The sequence below is a fragment of the Saccharothrix variisporea genome, from assembly GCF_003634995.1.
GTDB lineage: Bacteria > Actinomycetota > Actinomycetes > Mycobacteriales > Pseudonocardiaceae > Actinosynnema > Actinosynnema variisporeum.
Genome location: NZ_RBXR01000001.1, coordinates 7,115,847 through 7,135,707, shown reverse-complemented (window position 1 = coordinate 7,135,707; position 19,861 = coordinate 7,115,847). Strand labels below are relative to the sequence as shown.

14 protein-coding genes are annotated in these 19,861 nt (G+C 72.8%); 4 read left to right on the top strand and 10 right to left on the bottom strand.

Annotated elements, in window-relative coordinates; genetic code table 11:
* Positions 1-24 precede the first annotated feature (24 nt).
* Positions 25-366 (top strand): VanZ family protein, encoded by a 342-nt coding sequence (locus DFJ66_RS32655; RefSeq protein ID WP_121226961.1) that lies wholly within the window; start codon positions 25-27, stop codon positions 364-366.
* Here the strand turns inward: DFJ66_RS32655 and DFJ66_RS32650 are convergent.
* Positions 344-997: a DUF2461 domain-containing protein gene (locus DFJ66_RS32650; RefSeq protein ID WP_121232070.1), complete on the bottom strand. Its 654-nt coding sequence runs from the start codon at positions 995-997 to the stop codon at positions 344-346. The two genes, DFJ66_RS32655 and DFJ66_RS32650, sit on opposite strands and share 23 nt — an antisense overlap.
* A 94-nt stretch (positions 998-1,091) precedes the next feature.
* Here DFJ66_RS32650 and DFJ66_RS32645 point away from each other — a divergent pair, with 94 nt between their 5' ends.
* The gene (locus DFJ66_RS32645) at positions 1,092-3,053 is read left to right on the top strand and encodes a helicase-associated domain-containing protein (RefSeq protein WP_147459417.1); all 1,962 of its coding nucleotides are present in this window, start codon (positions 1,092-1,094) and stop codon (positions 3,051-3,053) included.
* Between the two features lie 444 nt (positions 3,054-3,497).
* On the opposite strand, the gene DFJ66_RS32635 is transcribed toward DFJ66_RS32645, so the two are convergent.
* The 5 genes from DFJ66_RS32635 to DFJ66_RS32615 all read right to left on the bottom strand — a co-directional run bounded on the left by DFJ66_RS32635 (position 3,498) and on the right by DFJ66_RS32615 (position 14,080).
* Positions 3,498-5,102 carry an endonuclease gene (locus DFJ66_RS32635; protein ID WP_121226956.1) on the bottom strand — a complete coding sequence of 535 codons (1,605 nt, stop codon included), beginning with the start codon at positions 5,100-5,102 and terminating at the stop codon, positions 3,498-3,500.
* 112 nt (positions 5,103-5,214) lie between these two features.
* Complete coding sequence (locus DFJ66_RS32630) at positions 5,215-6,720, bottom strand: glutamate synthase subunit beta (RefSeq protein WP_121226954.1); 1,506 nt, start codon at positions 6,718-6,720, stop codon at positions 5,215-5,217.
* A complete protein-coding gene (gene gltB, locus DFJ66_RS32625; RefSeq protein ID WP_121226952.1) occupies positions 6,713-11,251 on the bottom strand; it encodes a glutamate synthase large subunit in 4,539 nt (1,512 codons plus the stop codon). Before gltB ends, DFJ66_RS32630 begins: the two co-directional genes overlap by 8 nt.
* 474 nt (positions 11,252-11,725) lie before the next feature.
* Positions 11,726-13,099 (bottom strand): C4-dicarboxylate transporter DctA, encoded by a 1,374-nt coding sequence (gene dctA / locus DFJ66_RS32620; RefSeq protein ID WP_121232068.1) that lies wholly within the window; start codon positions 13,097-13,099, stop codon positions 11,726-11,728.
* 126 nt (positions 13,100-13,225) lie between these two features.
* Positions 13,226-14,080: a VOC family protein gene (locus DFJ66_RS32615; protein WP_121226950.1), complete on the bottom strand. Its 855-nt coding sequence runs from the start codon at positions 14,078-14,080 to the stop codon at positions 13,226-13,228.
* Between the two features lie 86 nt (positions 14,081-14,166).
* Here DFJ66_RS32615 and DFJ66_RS32610 point away from each other — a divergent pair, with 86 nt between their 5' ends.
* On the top strand, positions 14,167-15,135 hold the full coding sequence (locus DFJ66_RS32610; protein ID WP_121226948.1) for an Lrp/AsnC family transcriptional regulator: 969 nt from the start codon (positions 14,167-14,169) through the stop codon (positions 15,133-15,135).
* A 9-nt stretch (positions 15,136-15,144) separates the two neighbouring features.
* Positions 15,145-16,086: a TAXI family TRAP transporter solute-binding subunit gene (locus DFJ66_RS32605; RefSeq protein WP_246029989.1), complete on the top strand. Its 942-nt coding sequence runs from the start codon at positions 15,145-15,147 to the stop codon at positions 16,084-16,086.
* On the opposite strand, the gene DFJ66_RS32600 is transcribed toward DFJ66_RS32605, so the two are convergent.
* The 4 genes from DFJ66_RS32600 to DFJ66_RS43090 all read right to left on the bottom strand — a co-directional run bounded on the left by DFJ66_RS32600 (position 16,076) and on the right by DFJ66_RS43090 (position 19,778).
* Positions 16,076-17,464 (bottom strand): sensor histidine kinase, encoded by a 1,389-nt coding sequence (locus DFJ66_RS32600; RefSeq protein WP_121226946.1) that lies wholly within the window; start codon positions 17,462-17,464, stop codon positions 16,076-16,078. The genes DFJ66_RS32605 and DFJ66_RS32600 overlap by 11 nt on opposite strands.
* Positions 17,465-17,753: 289 nt before the next feature.
* Positions 17,754-18,422 carry a response regulator transcription factor gene (locus tag DFJ66_RS32595; RefSeq protein ID WP_121226944.1) on the bottom strand — a complete coding sequence of 223 codons (669 nt, stop codon included), beginning with the start codon at positions 18,420-18,422 and terminating at the stop codon, positions 17,754-17,756.
* A gap of 13 nt (positions 18,423-18,435) precedes the next feature.
* On the bottom strand, positions 18,436-19,518 hold the full coding sequence (gene lgt / locus DFJ66_RS32590) for a prolipoprotein diacylglyceryl transferase (protein WP_121232064.1): 1,083 nt from the start codon (positions 19,516-19,518) through the stop codon (positions 18,436-18,438).
* Positions 19,519-19,553: 35 nt separating this feature from the next.
* Positions 19,554-19,778, bottom strand: a complete 225-nt coding sequence (locus tag DFJ66_RS43090) for a Uma2 family endonuclease (RefSeq protein ID WP_170199794.1) — start codon at positions 19,776-19,778, stop codon at positions 19,554-19,556.
* Positions 19,779-19,861: the final 83 nt, after the last annotated feature.

The following is a 19,861-nucleotide window of genomic DNA, read 5'->3' as shown; positions in this document are numbered from 1 at the left end:
GCCGAAACAGGCAGAATCTGGGGTGTGGGCCGCAGAATCCTCCCGTTCGTGACCGCGGTGTTGCTCAGCGTCATCGTCCTGTTCACCCCGCAGTCAGGTGTGCCGGACTCCCCGCCGGGCACGGACAAGGTCGTGCACACCCTCCTGTTCGCCCTGCTGGCGGCCACGGGGCTGTGGGCGCGGCTGCCGGTGTGGCCGCTGCTGGGCGGGCTGGTGGCCTACGCGGCGGTGTCGGAGGTGTTGCAGGCGGTGATCACGGCGCTCGGGCGGGGCGGGGACGTCGTGGACGGCCTGGTGGACGTCCTGGGCATCGGGCTGGGGTGGCTGGTGGCGCGCAGGGCGTTCAGCGGAACCCGACCTCGGTGACCCCGATGTGGTCGGCGCACCAGTCGACCAGCGGGTTCACCTCGCGCCACGCCGTGCGGACGCGGTCCAGGCACTCCGGCTCGTGCAGGGTGTCGTCGGGCGGCCACACCTTGGCCACGTAGAGCCGCTTGTGCTTGGCCAGCTCCACGCGCGGGTGCTCGGGGTCGACGCCCTTGGGCGCGCGCTTGAGCTTGTCGCCGCGCAGCTCCCAGCCCTGCTTGGCGAGCTTCCTCAGGATCTTCTCCAGGGCCTGCCCGCGCAGGTCGTCGGTGACCGACTCGCGGTAGCGGGCGATCTGGTCGGACGCCATCGCGAACGACCCGCCCGCGACGAACAGGCCCGCCGTGCCGACCTGGACGTAGTGCGCGCCGCCGCCGCGCCCGAGTTCGACCACACCGCCGCAGTGGTCCTTGTAGGGGGTCTTGTCCTTGCTGAACCGCACGTCCCGGTAGGGCCGGAAGACCTTGCCCTTGCCGAACTCGGGTTCCAGCTCCGCCAGCAGCGCCTCCATGGGCGCGCGCACGTCGGACTGGTAGACGTGCTTGTTGTCCTCCCAGAACGCCTTCGAGTTGTCGACGACCAAGCCGTCGAAGAAGTCGATGGCGTGCTCTCCGAAGCCGGTGAATTCCACGGCGCACAGCTTACGTTCGTCCATTCGTGGCACCATTCGAACGCCCTATCGCGGACAATCACGGACCGATGACGTTATGTGCATAATCGGCTGAGTGGGTAGGAAATCGGCGTTGGCCGGTTGGCTGCGCGAACTCGACGCACCGGGTCTGAAGGACGTCCTCGCGCTGCGCCGGGACGCGGCGGACACCCGGCCGCGGTCGCTGCGCGCACTGGCCGACGAGCTGTCGACGGCGTCGTCGCTGCGCCTGGCGGTGGAGGGCCTGGACCGGGGGTGCCGGGACGTCCTGGACGCCGTGCTCGCGTTGAGCACCGCTGCGGGTTCGGTCGGCGCGGGTGCGGGCGAGGTTGGCGTGGATGTCCTCGCGGAGAGCCTGCGGTGCAACGGGAAGGCCGGGCGGGCGGAGTTGAAGCGGGCCCTGGCGGAGTTGCGGGCGCGGGCGCTGGTGTGGCCGGTGGGTGACCTGCTGTGCGTGGCCCCGAACCTGCGCCCGACCGCCCTGGAACCGCCCCGCCGCATCACGCCCGCGCCGCGCACGCCCCGGCGGGTGGTGCAGAACCGGGTGTTCGCCGACCGGGCCGCGACCGCGTTCGCCACGTCCACTGTGGACGGGGTGACCCGGCTGGTGGACCTGTGCGACGGCGAGGTGGTCAGCGCGCGCGGCGGGGTCGGGGTGCGGGAGCTGCGGCGGATCTCGGCGTTGTTGCGGGCCGACGAGGCGCGGACCCGGCTGTGGCTGGAGCTGGCCGTCGAGGCGAGGTTGCTGGCGGCGGCGGACTGCGACCGGCGGGTGGTGCCGACGACCCGGTCCGACGCGTGGCGCGGCGCACCGCCCTCGGACCGCCTGGCGGTGCTGGCGAAGGCGTGGCCGCGGATGGTGTGGCAGCCGGGGAAGTCCCGGCCGGCGCTGGCGGACCCGTTGTCGTGCGGTGACGTCACGCGGCGCGGGGTGCTGGAGCAGTACGCGCGGCTGGGCGAGGACGAGGCGTTCGAGCACCGGCACGAGGTGGTGGCCGAGCTGGCGTGGACCCGGCCCGCGTTCCACAGCGCCGTGGTGACGGAGGCCGCTCTGGTCGAGGCCGAGGCCATCGGTCTGGTGGCCTTGGGGGCTGTGACCGCGTTGGGTCGGGCGGTGCTGGCCGGGCGGGAGTCGGAGGTGGCGGACCGGTTCGTGCCCCCCGCCGTGACCACGGCGTTGCTGCGCCCGGACCTGACCGCGGTGGTCGGCGGGTTGCCCGACGACGAGGTGTCCTCGGTGCTGGACCTGGCCGCCGAGGCCGCCGAGGGTGGGTGGCGGTTCACCGGTTCGAGCGTGCGGCGGGCCTTGGACGCGGGCCACACCCCCGACCGCCTGCTGGCCCGGTTGGCGTCGATCGCGGAGCACGGCGTGCCGCAGCCGGTCGAGCGGTTGGTGCGGGAGGTGGCGCGGCGGCACGGGCGGATCAGCGTGACGGCGGTGGCGAGCTGCGTGCGGGCCGACGACCCGGAGCTGTTGACCGAGATCGCCGGGCACCGCTCGTTGACCCCGCTGTCGTTGCAGTTGTTGGGCCCGACCGTGCTGGCGTCGGCGAAACCGGCGGACGAGACCCTGGCCCTGCTCCGCGCCGCCGGCTACGCCCCGACCGCCGAGGGCGTCGTCGACCGCACCCCGCGCCGCCGCGTCGAGCCGCCGCCGCGGAAGGTCCCGGCGTGGCGGCGGTGGCGGGCGTCGCTGACCGACCAGGAGCTGGGCAAACTCGCGGTGGCCCTGCTGGAGCGCGAGCGGCCCCGGCCCCGGCTCATGCCGCCGAGGGTGGAGTCGAAGCGGTTGACCACCGCGCGGTTGCTGCGCGACCAGTCGCTGGTGCTGCCGGACTCGGAGGTCGTGCTGCTGGCGGAGGCGCTGGTGACGAGGACGTCGGTGGAGATCGCGGTGGCCGACGGGCCGCGCACCACCATCCGGCACGTCATCACGCCCGTGGACCACGCGGCCGGCAACCTGACGGCGAACGGTCCGCACGGGGAGCAGCGGGAGTTCCTGGTCGGGCACATCCGGTCCGTGCGGCCGGTGGACTAGCCGGCCGGGGGTTGCGCAGCGGACCACCCGATCGTGTGACATGCAGGATCTGCGACCAAAGCCGGGCTCGAGCGTCCCGTAAACAAGGAGCGCGGCACAACGGCAGGCCCGACCCCGAGCCCCCACCTCGGCCACCCCACGCCCCCGACGACGACCACCGGCCACCCTAGGCCCAAGGGGATCGGCGGGGCAGCCACGGCGAGGGCACGGGCGCGGCTCCGCGAGCGGGCGGCGCGGCGAGTGGCGCACGGGCAGCGGGCGCGGCACGTGAGCCGGGGCGGCGGGCAGCGGCGGGCGGCGGCAGGCGCGAGTGGCAGGCAGGCGCGAGTGGCAGGCGGGCGCGGCGCGGCGAGCGGGTCGGGCGGGCGCGGCAGGCGCGGTGGTGGGGCGCGTGGCCGGCGGTGTGGCAGGTGCGGCGGCGGGCGGGTGCGGCGGTGAGGTGGGTCAGATGTCCAGGGCCCAGCCGGGATGGTCGATGAACGGGTTGCGGTTGCCCTGGATCTCGGCGATCGCCGCGTTCCGGTGCTGCTCGTGGTCGGTCACCGGGTCGCGTTCGTGGCACATGATCAAGTCCGGCACCAGGGCGTCGTCCACCACCCCGGGGTAGCGCACCAGGAAGTACAGGACCGCCCTCGCCACCGGGCCGGAGCGGTCCCACGGGTCGTCCGGGGTGTCGCCGACCTCGCGGGTGAACTGGTGGTGCAGGTCGCCCCGCATGGGTTCCCGCCGGTCGAACGACGTCTGGGGCACGGCGTGCTCGCAGTTGAACGGCAACGCCTGCTCCAGGACGTCGAACTCCGCCAGCAGCGTCCCCGGGTCGGGTAAGCCCGCCGCCGCCAGGTCGCGGAAGCGCCTCGACCGGGCCGCCTCCGACTCGACGTCCGCCCGGATCAGCTCGGCCGGGTCCAGGGCCGCGCCCGAGTGCAGGCTCCGCAGCTTCAGGTCCGGGTGCAGGTCCACCCACGGGTACAGCATCCGGCACGGGCGGTACGCCGGGCGGCGGACGTGGGTGGTGGTCAGCAGCTGGTGCAGGGCCTCGCGGGTCGGGCGGACTCCCGCGTAGTAGCGGTCGCGGGCGTTCCGGTCCGCGACCGGGTCGTAGTAGACGCGGGTGCGGCCGATGTCGAGGTTGACCAGGGCCGCGCGGAGCTCCGAGTCGGCCTCGGGCACCACCGGACCGGCCGTGTCGAAGACCTGGGCACGCAGGTGTGCCGCCTCGCCGGTGAGCGGGCGTTCCCGCAGGGACCGGAGCACCCGGCTGATCCGCACGCCCTCCCCCGCGGTCCACGCGCTGCCGGACGCCACGCCCGAGTGGTGCAGCGCGACGACCTCCCACTGGTCGTTGAAGATCGGACCGCCGGACACCTCCGACCCGGGCTCGTAGTGCACGTAGTTGTCCAGCACGTCCACGAGCACGTGTTCGCGCAACCCGAACTGCTTCGGCCCGTCCGCCGGGAACCGCACCGACGTCAGCCGCTCCCCCAGGATCGCCTTGCCCTCGTGCTCCACCAGGCGCAGGTGCGGCGGCAACGTCCCCTCCCGCACGGCCACCACGGTGAAGTCCAGCACCAGGTCCGTCACGAAGAACCGCTCCGGGCACAACCCGGTCGCCACGTCGTCGAACTCGACCTCCGCCCGTGCCGCGTCGGTCACGCTCGGCAACGCGGTGTTGGTGGTCAGCAGCAGGACCGGCGAGACGAGCACCCCGGTCGCGCACCGCCCGGCCACCCGCACCCGCCCGACGGCCCGCGCCGCGGCCAGGCCGCAGTCCAGGAAACCGGTGTCCACCACGCCGTTGCGGCCCAGCAGCCGGTCCAGGTCCAGTTCCCGCGGACCCGACCGCAGCGCCGACGCACCGCCCTCGACGGCCGCGGCCAGCTGCCAGTCGATGCCCAGCCGGTTGAGCCGGTGCGTGACGCGGTGCGGGGTGTCGGTGTGCAGGACGCCGCGGCGCTCGACCGTCGCACGCACGTGCTTGCGTTGCGCGGCACGGCCTTCGTAGCGGGCGCGCGTGGCGGCCAGGCGGGACAGCAGCGCGTCGGACGTCATCGCCCACACCTCCCTGGCTTTATGGGGATAGCGTCGGGAGAAGTGGTGCTTCCGTTACGCACGAAAAAGGGAGCGGTCCGGTGTGGACCGCTCCCTGACAAACCCCGAAGTGCTACACGACCGCGAGCGGCAGCTGGTTGGGGATGACCGGCGAAGGCAGGTCCGACGAGCCGGTGAGGAACTTGTCGACCGCGTTGGCCACCGAACGGCCCTCGGCGATCGCCCACACCACCAGGGACGCGCCGCGGTGGGCGTCGCCGCACACGAAGACGCCCGGCGCCTGGGTCTGCCAGTCCGACCCGCACGAGATGGTGCCGCGCGTGGTCAGCGGGATGCCCAGGTCGTCCAGCAGGGGCATGTGCTCGACGCCTTCGAACCCGATCGCCAGCAGGACCAGGTCCGCGGGCAGCACCTCGACCTCCTCCGACGTCGGCACGACCTGCCGCCGCCCGGAGGCGTCCTTCTCCACCCGCACCTTGCGCAGCTGGATCTGGCGGACGTGCCCGTCTTCGTCGCCGATGAACTTCTCCACCGCGACCGCGAACTTGCGCTCCCCCGCCTCCTCGTGCGCGGGGTAGGTGCGCAGGATCCACGGCCACACCGGCCACGGCGACCGCTTGTCGTCGCGCTGCGACGGCGGCTGCGGGTACTGGTCGAGCTGGAGCACCGACGCCGCGCCCTGGCGGGAGGCGGTGCCGTAGCAGTCGGCACCCGTGTCGCCGCCGCCGATGATCACGACGTGCTTGCCGGCCGCGTCGATGGCGGGGGCGCCGTCGCCCTCGCACGCGCGGTTGGCGGGCACGAGGTGCTCCATCGCCAGGTGGATGCCCTTCAAGTCCCGACCGGGGGTCGTGGTGTCGTCCCGGCCGCGCAGCGCGCCGACCGCCAGGACCACGGCGTCGAACTGCTCGCGCAGCTGCTCGACGGTCAGGTCCACGCCGACCTCGCAGCCGGTGACGAACTTGGTGCCCTCCCGGCGCAGCTGGGCCAGCCGCCGGTCCAGGACCTTCTTCTCCATCTTGAACTCGGGGATGCCGTAGCGCAGCAGCCCGCCGAGCCGGTCGTCCCGCTCGTAGACGGTGACCTCGTGACCGGCGCGGGTGAGCTGCTGGGCCGCCGCCAGCCCGGCGGGGCCGGAGCCGACGACCGCCACGCGCTTCCCTGTCGACACGTGGGACTGGTAGGGCTGCACGAGCCCCTGCTCCCACGAGACGTCCGCGATGGTCTCCTCGACCCGCTTGATCGTCACCGCGCCGCCGGCGTCGTGGCTGATCGCCAGCACGCACGCCGCCTCGCACGGCGCCGGGCACAGCCGCCCGGTGAACTCCGGGAAGTTGTTGGTGGCGTGCAGCCGGTCTGAGGCCAGCTCCCAGTCGCCGCGGCGGACCAGGTCGTTCCACTCGGGGATCAGGTTGCCCAGCGGGCAGCCCGCGGAGCCCGAGTGGCAGAACGGGATGCCGCAGTCCATGCACCGGGTGGCCTGGGTGCGCACCTCGCGGTCGCGGACCTCCGGCTCGACGTGCGCGTACACCTCGTGCCAGTCGTCCAGCCGCTCGGCGGCGGGCCGCTTCGGGGCGTCCTTGCGGGGGTGCTTGAGGAAACCGTACGGGTCAGCCACGGGAGGCCTCCATGATCGCCTGGTCGACGTCCCTGCCCTCCGCGCGAGCGAGCCGCATCGCTTCGAGCACGCGCTGGTAGTCGCCGGGCATGACCTTGGTGAACGAAGCGGACCGGCGGGGCCAGTCGCCCAGCAGCGACGCGGCCACGGCCGACCCGGTCAGCTGGTGGTGCTTCTCGACGACCTCGCGCAGCCAGCGCAGGTCCTCGGTGCCGGGCCGCTGGAGCTCGACCATCGCCTGGTTGACGTTGGCGGGGTCGAGGTCCAGCACATAGGCGATGCCGCCGGACATGCCGGCCGCGAGGTTGCGGCCCGTGGGGCCGAGCACCACGGCCCGGCCGCCGGTCATGTACTCGAAGGCGTGGTCGCCCACACCCTCGGCCACCGCGAGCGCACCGGAGTTGCGCACGCAGAACCGCTCGCCGACGCGCCCGCGCAGGAAGATCTCGCCGCCGGTGGCGCCGTAGCCGATGACGTTGCCCGCGATGACCTGCTGCTCGGCGGCGAACGGCGCGTCCGGGTGCGGGCGCACCACGATCCGGCCGCCGGACAGGCCCTTGCCGACGTAGTCGTTGGCGTCGCCGACCATCTCCAGCGTGATGCCGCGCGGCAGGAACGCGCCCAGCGACTGGCCCGCGGACCCGGTGAAGGTCACGTGGATGGTGTCGTCGGGCAGGCCGTCACCGCCGAACCGGCGGGTGACCTCCGCGCCCAGCAGCGTGCCGACGGTGCGGTTGACGTTGCGCAGCGGCAGTTCCAGGCGCACCGGGTGCGCGTCCTCCAGCGCCGCCTCGGCGAGCTGGATGAGCGTGCGGTCCAGCGCCTGGTCCAGGCCGTGGTCCTGGGCGCGGACCCGGCGCTTGGCCGTGCGGTACGGGGTGTCGGGCACCTCGAACACCGGCGACAGGTCCAGGCCCGCCGCCTTCCAGTGCTCGACGGCGTCGTCGGTGCGCAGCAGCTCGGCGTGGCCCACGGCCTCGTCGATGGTGCGGAAGCCGAGTGCCGCCAGGTGTTCCCGGACCTCCTGCGCGACGAACTCGAAGAAGTTCACCACGTGCTCGGCCTGGCCGGTGTACCGCTTGCGCAGCTCCGGGTTCTGCGTGGCCACGCCCACCGGGCAGGTGTCCAGGTGGCAGACCCGCATCATCACGCAGCCCGCGACGATCAGCGGCGCGGTGGCGAAGCCGAACTCCTCGGCCCCGAGCAGGGCGGCGACCACGACGTCCCGGCCGGTGCGCAGCGCGCCGTCGACCTGGACGGTGATGCGGTCGCGCAGGCCGTTGAGCAGCAGCGTCTGCTGGGTCTCGGCCAGGCCGATCTCCCACGGCGTGCCCGCGTGCTTGAGCGAGTTGAGCGGGGACGCGCCGGTGCCGCCGTCGTGGCCGGAGATCAGCACGACGTCCGCGTGCGCCTTGGCCACGCCCGCCGCGACCGTGCCCACGCCGACCTCGCTGACCAGCTTCACGTGGACCCGGGCCCGCTCGTTGGCGTTCTTCAGGTCGTGGATCAGCTGGGCCAGGTCCTCGATGGAGTAGATGTCGTGGTGCGGCGGCGGGGAGATCAGGCCCACGCCCGGCGTGGAGTGCCGGGTCCGCGCGATCCACGGGTACACCTTGTAGCCGGGCAGCTGGCCGCCCTCGCCGGGCTTCGCGCCCTGCGCCATCTTGATCTGGATGTCGGTGGCGTTGACCAGGTACTCGCTGGTCACGCCGAACCGGCCGGACGCGACCTGCTTGACCGCGCTGCGCCGCTCGGGGTCGTAGAGGCGCTCGGGGTCCTCGCCGCCCTCGCCGCTGTTGGACCGGCCGCCCAGCCGGTTCATGGCGATGGCCAGCGTCTCGTGCGCCTCGGCCGAGATCGAGCCGTAGGACATCGCGCCGGTGTTGAACCGCTTGACGATCGAGGACACCGGCTCGACCTCGTCGATCGGCACCGGCGTGCGGCCCTCGGTGCGCAGCTCGAACAGGCCGCGCAGCGTGCCGCCCTGGCGGGACAGCCGCTCGACCTCCTCGGTGTAGCGGCGGTAGACGTCCTGCTTGCCGGTCTTGGTGGCGTGCTGGAGCAGGAACACCGTCTCCGGCGTGAACAGGTGCAGCTCGCCCTCGCGGCGGTAGGCGTACTCGCCGCCCACCTCGAGCCGGCGGTGCACCCGGTCGGTCGGGTTCTCCGGGTACGCGCGGCGGTGGCGCAGCGCGACCTCCTCGGCCAGCACGTCCAGCCCGGCGCCGCCGAGCTTGGACACCGTGCCGGTGAAGTACTCGTCCAGCAGCTCGCCGGACAGGCCGACCGCCTCGAAGACCTGCGCCGCGGTGTACGCGCCGACCGTCGAGATGCCCATCTTGGACATGATCTTCAGCGTGCCCTTGACCAGGGCCTGCACGTAGTTGCGGATCGCCTTGCGCGGCTCGATGCCGGTGACCGCGCCCGTGGAGATGAGGTCCTCGATGGTCTCGAAGGCCAGGTACGGGTTGACCGCCGCCGCGCCGTAGCTCAGCAGCGCCGCGATGTGGTGCACCTCGCGGGCGTCACCGGTCTCCACGACCAGCGCGACGCGCAGGCGCTCCTTGGTGCGCACCAGGTGGTGGTGCACGGCGGAGACCAGCAGCAGCGACGGGATCGGCGCCATGCGGTGGTCGGAGTCGCGGTCCGACAGCACCAGGGTGCGCGCGCCGGCGGCGATCGCCTCGGACGCCTCGCGCCGGACCCGCTCGATCGCGGCCTCCAGCGCCGGGCCGCCACCGTCCACTTCGTACAGTCCGTTGAGGACGGTGCACGCGAAGCCGGGCAGGTCGCCGTCGTCGTTGATGTGGATGAGCTTGGCCAGCTCGTCGTTGTCGATGACCGGGTAGGCCAGCTTGATGTGCCGGCAGCTGACCGGGCCGGGCTCCAGCAGGTTCTGCTCGGGACCCATCACCCGCGACACGGACGTGACGATCTCCTCGCGGATCGCGTCCAGCGGCGGGTTGGTGACCTGGGCGAAGTTCTGCACGAAGTAGTCGTAGAGCAGCCGGGACCGCTGCGAGAGCGCGGCGACCGGGGTGTCGGTGCCCATCGAGCCCAGCGGCTCCGCGCCGCCGACCGCCATCGGGGCCAGCAGGATCCGCAGCTCTTCCTCGGTGTAGCCGAAGGTGAGCTGGCGGCGGACCACGGACTCGTGGCTCTGCACCACGTGCTCGCGGTCGGCGAGGTCGGCCAGGTCCAGCAGGCCCGCGTGCAGCCACTCGTCGTAGGGCAGCTCGGCGGCCAGGCGGGACTTGACCTCGTCGTCGTCGACCAGGCGGCCCTCGACGGTGTCGACCAGGAACATCTTGCCGGGCTGGAGGCGACCCTTGGCCACGACCTGGTCGGCGGGCACGTCCAGAACGCCGGTCTCGGAGGCGAGCACCACGCGGCCGTCGGCGGTCTGCCACCAGCGGGCCGGGCGCAGGCCGTTGCGGTCCAGGACCGCGCCGACCAGCGAGCCGTCGGTGAAGGTGACGCACGCCGGGCCGTCCCACGGCTCCATCAGGCTCGCGTGGAACTCGTAGAACGCGCGCCGCTTCGGGTCCATCGAGGCGTGGTTCTCCCAGGCCTCGGGGATCATCATCAGCACCGCGTGCGGAAGGGACCGGCCACCCAGGTGCAGCAGCTCCAGCACCTCGTCGAAGGACGCGGAGTCCGAGCCGTCCGGGTCGCAGATCGGGAACAGCCGCGCGAGGTCGCCGGGGATGAGGTCGCTGGCCAGCAGCGCTTCCCGGGCCCGCATGCGGTTGCGGTTGCCGCGCACGGTGTTGATCTCGCCGTTGTGGGCCACGTACCGGAAGGGGTGCGCCAGCGGCCACGACGGGAAGGTGTTGGTGGAGAAGCGCGAGTGCACCAGGGCGATGGCGGTGGCCAGCCGGTCGTCGCGCAGGTCCGGGAAGAACGCCGGGAGCTGGCCGGTGGTCAGCATGCCCTTGTAGACGATCGTCCGGGCGGACAGCGACGGGAAGTACGTGCCGACCTCCGCCGCGCGCGTCTCGTGCTCGACCCGCTTGCGCAGGGCGAAGGTGAGCCGGTCCAGGGCGAGGCCCTCGACGCCTGTCTCGGCCGCCACGAACAGCATCGCGAAGTGCGGCATGACCGACCGCGCCGTCGGTCCCACGTCCGCCAGGTCCGGGTCCACCGGCACGTCGCGCCAGCCCAGGACGGTCAGGCCCTCTTCCTGCGCGATCCGCTCCGCAAGCGCTTGCGCCTTGGCGCGCTGCTCGTCGTCGGCGGGCAGGAACGCGATGCCGGCTGCGTAGTGGCCGGCCTCGGGCAGCGGGAAGTCGACGACCTCGCGGAGGAAGGCGTCGGGCTGTTGCAGCAGGATGCCCGCGCCGTCGCCGCTGGTCGGCTCGGCGCCGGCGGCGCCGCGGTGCTCCAGGTTCGCCAACGCGGTCAGGGCGTCCACCACGATGCCGTGCGACCGCCGCCCCTGGATGTCGGCGACCATGGCCACACCACAGGCGTCACGTTCCGCGGCCGGGTCGTACAGGCCCTGCGGGGACGGGATGGCGGAGAAGATCACTGCGCAGACCTCCTTCGTCGTCCTACGAAAGAACGAGTCCTCGTGTCCAGTTCCTAGGAATCCGGTTGCTGGGCACGGGACGACGATGGCCCGCGTGTTGACGCGACTTTAACAGTCGCGAAACCAGGACACACCATCCAACGGGTGATCCCGGTCATGGACGCGTAACGATTCGGGTGGGCGGAGCGACATTGGCCCTGACCTTGTTACGCGTTGTTAAGCATAGCTGAGTAGCGCACGTTGCGCGTAGCGGTGAGAGCTTGCCGACAACGGCGCGTGCCGGCCGAGTTCACCCAGGTGGGCGGCTTTTGGGACGGTCAGGGGTGCCCTGACAGCCGCATCACGTTCTGCAACCGCCCGTACACACTCCGAAGCTTCGGTGTTGCGAGGAAGAGCCCCTCAGCGACGCCGGCGCGGGTCGCTGAGGGGCTCCGGGTGGGGGTCAGGGGCGCGGGTGATCGGTGGTGCGGGCGGTCAGGAGGCGCGCCCGGCGCCCACCGGCACCCGGTCGTCCGCGTGGTCGTCGGCGTGCTGGCGGTCCAGCAGCTCGTCCACGTCGACCTGGGACGGGTTGTCCAGGACTTCCTTGAGCCGCGCCCGGTCGAGCTGGCCCTGCCAGCGGGCCACCACGAGGGTGCCCACGCCGTTGCCGATGACGTTGGTGATGGCCCGCGCCTCCGACATGAACCGGTCGATGCCCACGATCAGCGCGATGCCCACGGCCGGGATCGCGCTGTTGGCCTCGAACGCCGTCAGCGAGGCGGCCAGCGTCACCAGGCCCGCGCCCGTCACACCCGCCGCGCCCTTGGACGCCAGCAGCATGAACAGCAGCAGGCCGATCTGCGTGCCCACGCCCACGTCGTGCCCGGTCGCCTGGGCGATGAAGATCGCGCCCATGGTCAGGTAGATGCACGTGCCGTCGAGGTTGAACGAGTACCCGGTCGGGATGGTCAGGCCCACCACGGACTTGTCCGCGCCCGCCGCCTCCAGCTTCACCAGCATGCGCGGCAGCACCGACTCCGACGACGACGTGCCCAGCACGATCAGCAGCTCGTCCTTGATGTAACGCAGGAACTTGAAGATCGAGAACCCGGCGTAGAGCGCCACACCGCCCAGCACCACGAGGATGAACAGCAGGCAGGTGGCGTAGAACGAGCCCATCAGCCAGGCGAGCTTGCCCAGGATCGTGCCGCCGAACTTGCCGATCGTGTAGGCGATGCCGCCGAACGCGCCGATCGGCGCCGCGTACATGACGATCTTGATGACGCCGAACATGACCTTGGCGAAGGTGTCCAGGGCGGACACGACCTTCTCGCCGCGCTTGCCCATGCCCGCCACCGCGATCGCCACCAGCACCGCCACCAGGAGCACCTGGATCAGCTGCCCGTCGGTGAACGCGCCCACGAACGACTTCGGCACCAGGCTGAGGATGAACCCGGTGACCCCGGTCTCGGCGGTCTTGGCGTCGGCCAGGGTCTTCGCGGCGGCGTCGCCGTTGAGCGGGATCGCGGGGCCGTGGTGGCCGGGCGCGACGATGTTGACCACGATCAGGCCGATCGCCAGCGCAACCGTCGTCATGGCGGTGAAGTACAGGATCGTGCGCAGCGCCAGACCGCCCGCCTTGGCGAGGTTGCCCAGCCCGGCGATGCCGACGACGACCGTGCAGAAGATCGTCGGCGCGATGACGACCTTGACCAGGGCGACGAAGAAGTCCGCCAGCCACTTCATGCCCGCGGCCTGCGCCGGGAAGGCGTAGCCCACGATGACGCCGAGCACGATCGACACCAGCACCCAGAAGTACAGGTGCTTGTAGATCGGTTTGCGCTCTCGGGTGGGGGCGGTGACCACGTCGTCCTCCAAGGGTCCGCTGCCGGCGGGGTTGGTCAGTGATCCTGAGCACAGCCCCGACCTGCGACAAGACACCCGGCGGAAACTTCAGATCCCTCTGACGTAACACGCCGTTCACCCCTCTCCTCAGGGGGTCGCGAAGAAGATCCCGGCACCGAAGGCGTCCCGGGCGGACACCAGGAAACCGGAACGGGTGGAGGTGGTGGCGGCGATCGTCTCGACCGTGCGGCGGGCGTGGGCGAGGTCGTCGACGAGGATCGTCAGGGCGGCGAAGCCGGTCGTCGCGGGCTCACCGGGCAGGACCCGCTCGGCGTCCGACGCCCGGACGACCTCCAGGCGACCGCCCGGCAGGCGCAGCGCGGTTCGCGGGCCTTCGACCGACGGCGTGGCCCCCAGCAGCAGCGCGTACCGCTCGACGATCGAGGCGAACGCGTCGTCCGCGGCCACGACCAGCACCGCGTCGAGGGCGAACGCGCCGTTGGGGTGGTCGAGGTAGCGGGGTTGGTGCACGTACTCGCGGGTGAGGTGTTGGGCGAAACCCAGGTAGCCCTCGGGCGTGCTGCGCGGGTCGACGTGCACCGCCCGTGCGCGGATGGTGCGTTCACCCTCGGCGGTGTCGACGTCGCGGGCCAGGTCGAGCACGCCCGAGTGCGACAGGCCCAGGTCGGTCAGCCGTGCGGCCACGGCGGCGGGGTCGTCGGTGTCGAAGTTCAGCAGGCGGAAGCCCTCGCCCATCTCCTTGGTGCGCCACGGGTCCGGGGCGGACTCGTCGACGATGCCCAGCAGCTCGATGTACGCGCCGCCGAACAGGGCGCACCGGTTGGCCGTGCAGCCGGGGACGGGCGGCTCGCCGGGGCGGGCGCCGAGCAGGTGGCGCGAGGTGGGGCTGAGGGTGAACCCGAGCGCCTGGAACCGGTCCGCCACCGCGTCCAGGTCGCGGGTCACGAGGCCGGCGTGGTGGAAGCCGTGGATGTCGTTCATGCCGGCGAGCGTGCGCCGGCCCTCCGGTGTGGGTCACCTTCGCGCGGCCGGGCCGCCGGAATCCGACACCGACCTATCCTGATCAGGTGGATTCGGTCACCCTGGACCCGCTCGACCGCCGCCTGCTGCACGCGCTCCAACTCGACGGGCGGGCCCCGTTCAGCCGGATCGCCGCCGTGCTGGAGGTGTCCGACCGCACCCTGTCCCGCCGGTTCGACCGGCTGCGGGCGCGCGGGCTGGCCCGGGTGAGCGCCGCGCCGCACGGCCGTGCCGCCGGTCTCGCCGAGTGGGTCGTCCGCCTGCGCGTCCGCCCGCACGCCGCCGCCGGGTTGGCCCGCGCGCTGGCCGGCCGCGCCGACACCGCCTGGGTGACCGTGCTGTCCAGCGGGACGGAGGTGTTCTGCATCTTCCGCGTCCCCGAAGCCGACCCGGCCCCGCTGGCGGTGCTCAGCCGGCACCCGCACGTGGTCGACGTGACGGCACAGCGCGTGCTGCGGCACCTCATGGACCACCGGTGGCGCGGCCGGACGTCGGCGCTGACCCCCGACCAGGCCGCCGCGCTGCGGTCACCCCGCGCGGGCGCGCCGGGACCGACCGCGTTGACCGACCTGGACCGCGGGCTGTTCGCCGTCCTGGCCCGCGACGGGCGGGCGGCGTGCGTCGAGCTGGCGCGCGAGGTGGGGTGGTCGGACTCGGCGGTGCGGCGGCGGCTGGACGACCTGCGGGACGCGGGGCTGCTGGAGTTCCACGTGGAGGTCGAGCCGAGGCTGTTCGGGTACACCGCGCAGTGCCTGCTGTGGCTCCGGGTGACCCCGGCGCGGCTGTCCGCGGTCGCCACCAGCCTGGCCGGGGACGCCGAGACCGCGTTCCTCGGCGCGATCACCGGCAGCCACAACCTGATCGCGGTCGTCATCTGCCGGGACGCCGACGCCCTGTACGCCCACCTCGCCGACCGGATCGGCGCGCTGGACGGCGTCGAGCACGTCGAGGCCGCCGACATCACCTCCTACAGCAAGCGTTTCGCGCCCAGCGCGGCCTCCCGGTCCGGGGCTTAGGCTTCAGCCGTGCAGGTGTCCCGGCGATCGGTGCTGCTCGCCGCTCTGGCGGCGGGGGTGCCCGCGTGGGCTTCGTGCACGTCCGGCGGGCCGCCCGCACCGGCCGAGCTCGTGCTGGCGACCGGGCCGGACGGGGCCGTGTTCCGCGAGGTCGGCGGTGCGCTGGCACAGGCGTTGGCCGACGAGTTCCCGGACACCCGGGTCGTGGCGCGGCCGACCGGTGCGTCTGTGGAGAACGTGCGACTGCTGGGCACCGGCGAAGTGCACCTTGGACTGTCCTCTTTGGACCCACTGATGGGCCAGGCGCTGCTCAGCGCCGACGACCCCAACGGGATCAGCGCCGTCGGGCGGCTGTACGACAGCTTCCTGCAGATCGTCGTGCCCGCCGGCGCGCCGGTCTACCGGGTGGCGGACCTGGTCGGGAAGCGGGTCTCCTTCGGTCCCCGCGAGTCCGGCACGGAGTTCACCGCGACCCGGCTGTTCGAGCTGCTGGGCGTGGGCGTCGAAGCGCTGCGGATGGCCCACGCCGAGGCCGCGCGGCGGCTCGCGGCGGGCACGATCGACGCGCTGCTGGCGCTGACCGGCATCCCGACGCCGGCGATCACCGGGCTGCTCGGGTCGTTCCCGGTGCGGCTGCTGGACCTGCCCGGCGAGGCGACCGAGCTGGCGAAGGCCTACCCCGGCCCGTACGTGCCGGTCACGATCCCGGCCACCACGTACGGGGCGCTGGGTCCGTGCCAGACCTTCGCGGTGCCCAACCTGCTGCTCGCGCGGACCGCGCTGGACCCGGCCGTGGTCGAGGTGGTGACGCGGACGGTCTACACGCAGTCCGAGCGCATCGCGGCCGGGCACCCGGAGGCGTCGCGGATCAACGTGCGGACCGGGATCGCGACCGGCCAGGTGCCGCTGCACAAGGGCGCCGAGCGCTGGTTCCGGTCGGTCAAGCGCTGACACCGTCCTTGGGGGGTGACTCCCCCGCCTTCAGGGTGACGACGGCGTCGAGCCCGTGCGGGGTGGCGGGGTGGAGTTCGAGGCGCCCGCCCGCGCCCGCGATCAGTTCGGCGCAGATGGCCAGGCCCAGGCCCGTGCCCGCGATGTTCTGGTGGCGCGGCGCGCGCCAGAACCGTTCGAACGCCTGCGCCCGGTCCTCGTCGGACAGCCCTTCGCCGTCGTCGGTGACGTGCAGCTCGACGTGGTCGCCCGCCCGGTGGCCCCGGATGCGGATGGTGGACGCGCCGGAGAGGCGGACGGCGTTGCCGACCAGCTCGTCCAGCACGCTGCCCAGGCCGCCGGGCGGTTCGAGGACGTGCAGGCCGGGCGGGACGTCGAGGTCGAGGCGGATGTCGCCCGCCAGCGCGCGCCAGCCGGGGACGTGGGTGGCCAGCAGGGAGTCGACGTCGACCGGTTCGGCGGCGGACGCGCTGTCCAGGCGGGTGGCGGCGAGCAGGGTGTCCAGGACGCGGCCCATCTCCTCGGCCTCGTCCACGGCGATGCGCTGCGCCTCCCGGCCGGCGTCGTCGGTGACGTGCGGTGCGAGGTTGTCCACCGCCAAGCGCAGGCTCGCGAGGGGGTTGCGCAGCTGGTGGGAGGCGTCGGACACGAACGCGCGCTGCCGGCGCAGCGCCCGACCCACCACGTCCACCATGGCGTTGAAGGACGCGGCCAACCGGCGCAGCTCGGGCGGCCCGTTCACCTCGTCGGCCCGCGCGTCCAGCTCCCCGCCCGCGACGGCCGCGGTGGCCTCGTCCAGGGTGCGGATGGGGCGGAGGACCCAGCGGGACATCGGCCAGGCCACGGCGATGACGGCGAGCATCGGGACCAGCCCGATGAGCGTCAGCAACCCCCACTGGCGCAGGATCGCCGCCCGCAGGCCACCGGTGGGCGAGATCGTGACGACGGCGGCGACCACCTCGCTGTCCCGCCCGACCGGTTCGACGACCACGAGGTTCTTGTCCTCCCACGGCCAGACGGATTGGTCGGCCTCGCCCCGGTAGCCGCTGAACGCGGCTTTCAGGCCGGCGTCGACGTCCGGGTCGGAGAGGGGGAAGGGCTGGCGGGAGCTCTCGACGATGCTGCGGTCGGTGCTGACCAGGGCGGCGGCGATGCCGTAGAGCTGGTCGTACCGGACCATCTCCTCACGCAGGGCCGTGCGCCGGTTGGAGGCGAGCGCGTTCTCGGCGAGCGAGGCGAACCGGCTGGCGTCCCCGAGCCGGTCCAGGTAGGTCTCCTGGCCTTCGCTCTGCACGACGGCGAACGCGAGCGGCACACCGAGGGCGGCGACGAGCGCCACCAGCAGCGGCACGATCAGGACGAGCAGTCGACGCAGCATCACACCTCGGCACAGGGGTTCCCGCCGCCATCCTGCCGCACGGAGGCGCACGCTTCACCCGGGGCACACGGGCTGGTGGGTGTGGGGGCTCTGGGGTGCGGGGCTGGGGTGCGGGGCTGAGGTGCGGGGCTGGGACGACGGGCGCGGCGGGGCAGGCAGCGGCACGGCGGCAGGCAGGCAGCGGCGGGGCAGGCAGCGGCACGGCGGCGGGGCAGGCAGCGGGGCCGGGCGGGGTTGGTCGTGGCGGGGCGGGCCGTGGCGGGTCAGGTGGTCGGGTCCGGTGGTCGGGTCAGGGGTTGGGGGCGGCTCGGTAGCCGACGCCGCGGATGGTTTCGATCTTCAGGGCGTCGCCGAGTTTGCCACGCAGGGCCGCGATGTGGGTGTCCAGCGTTCGTGACGGCGCTTCCCAGTGCGCCTGCCACACCTGGTCCACGATCAGGTCCCGGCTGACCACCGCGCCCGCCCGCCGCACCAGCAGCGCCAGCAGGTCGAACTCCTTGCGGGTCAGGGTGACCGGGGTGCCCGCGATGGTCGCCTCCCGCGTGGCCGGGTCGAGCACGACCGTGCCCAGCGTGAGGCGGTCGGTGTGGTCCTCTGCCGCGCGGGCCGCGCGGGTTCGGCGCAGGACGGCTTCGATGCGGGCCAGCAGTTCGGCGGTGCCGAACGGCTTGACCACGTAGTCGTCCGCGCCCGCCCGCAAGCCCAGGACCCGTTCGCGCTCCTCGCCGCGCGCGGTGACCGTGATGATCGCCGTGCCCGGCCGGTGGCGCAGTTCGCGCAGCACCTCCAGGCCGTCGCGGTCGGGGAGGCCGAGGTCCAGCAGGACCACGTCCACCGGTGGTGCGGCGAGCGCGGCGGCGGCCGTGGCCGCCCGGTGGACCTCGTAGCCCGCGTGCTTGAGGGCGGTCAGCAGGCCACGAGCCACCCGGTCGTCATCTTCGACGACGAGGATGCGCATCGGCCCTACCGCCTCACTCGGTCGGCTTCTCGTGGGGCTTGGTGTCGGGGACCTTGGCCGACGCCGAGTCGGAGTCGGAGTCTGGGTCGGGGTCCGAGTCCGAGTCGGTGGTCGAGTCCGGGTCGGCGTCGTGGGGCTTGAGGTTGCCGTCGGTGCCGTCGTCGTGCGGCTTGAGGTTGCCGTCGGTGGTGGCGTACGGGGACTCGGGGGTCTCGGAGATCTCCCCGTCGCCCGTCTCGCCGCGGACGATGACCTCCCGGTCGCCGCGGTTGGCGGCCAGCACGAAGTAGACCAGCGCGCCCAGGAACACCACGACCGAGGTGATGACGTTGATCCGCAGCCCGAACACCTGCGTGGCCGGGTCGGTGCGCATCAGCTCGATCCAGAACCGGCCCGCCGTGTAGCCCGCGACGTACAGCGCGAACACCCGGCCGTGCCCGAGCCGGAACCTCTTGTCCGCCCACACGATCAGGAGCGCCACACCCAGGTTCCACAGCAGCTCGTACAGGAACGTCGGGTGCACGATCTCGACCGGCGTGTGGTCCAGCGCCACGCCACCCAGCTCGTCCTCGAACCCGGTCGCCGGGTCGACCCGCTGGTAGATCTCCAGACCCCACGGCAGCGTGGTGGGACCGCCGTAGAGCTCCTGGTTGAAGTAGTTGCCCAGCCGACCGATGGCCTGCGCGGTCACGATGCCCGGCGCCAGCGCGTCGGCCATCGCGGGCAGCGGGATGCCCCGGCGGCGGCACGCGATCCACGCGCCGACACCGCCCAGCGCGATGGCGCCCCAGATCCCCAGGCCGCCGTTCCAGATCGCGAAGGCCTCCCACGGGTTCTTGCCCGCGCCGAAGTACTTCTGCCAGTCCGTCGCGACGTGGTAGAGCCGGCCACCGACCAACCCGAACGGCACGGCGAACACGGCGATGTCCGTGACCTCGCCCTTCACCCCACCGCGGGCCACCCACCGGCGCTCGCCCCACCAGATGGCCACGATGATGCCGAGGATGATGCACAGCGCATAAGCCCTGATGGGGATGGGCCCGAGCTGCCACACGCCCCGGTTCGGGCTGGGGATCGTCGCGAGGAAAGTCGTCACCACGGCCACCACCGTAGTGGGTGCGCCGGCCCGTCCTACGGCGACAGCTCGATTGTTACCGGGAAGGGTCGTTCGAGCTTCAGGACGCCCGCTTCGCGACGCGCTGTCTCGACGTACTCGCCGCCCTCCAGTTCGAACACCGTCGCGACCGGGCCGGTCGGATCGACGAGCAGGGAGAACGGCACACCGGGCACGGCGTAGAGCTTCCGCTTCCACACGAGGTCGACGAACCGGGAGGCGGGCGACAGGACTTCACCCACGAGCACCTGGTGCCGGGCATGCCACGCGGGTGCGCGAAGTCGAAGTGGGGTTCGGTCGGGGAAGCAGTCGGCTTGGTCATGGA

Bases quoted from the DNA above. Each gene is read 5' to 3' on its own strand.
- DFJ66_RS32635 (WP_121226956.1), bottom strand. From the start codon at position 5,102: ATGACGTCCGACGCGCTGCTGTCCCGCCTGGCCGCCACGCGCGCCCGC.
- DFJ66_RS32615 (WP_121226950.1), bottom strand. From the start codon at position 14,080: ATGAACGACATCCACGGCTTCCACCACGCCGGCCTCGTGACCCGCGAC.
- DFJ66_RS32600 (WP_121226946.1), bottom strand. From the start codon at position 17,464: ATGCTGCGTCGACTGCTCGTCCTGATCGTGCCGCTGCTGGTGGCGCTC.
- DFJ66_RS32595 (WP_121226944.1), bottom strand. From the start codon at position 18,422: ATGCGCATCCTCGTCGTCGAAGATGACGACCGGGTGGCTCGTGGCCTG.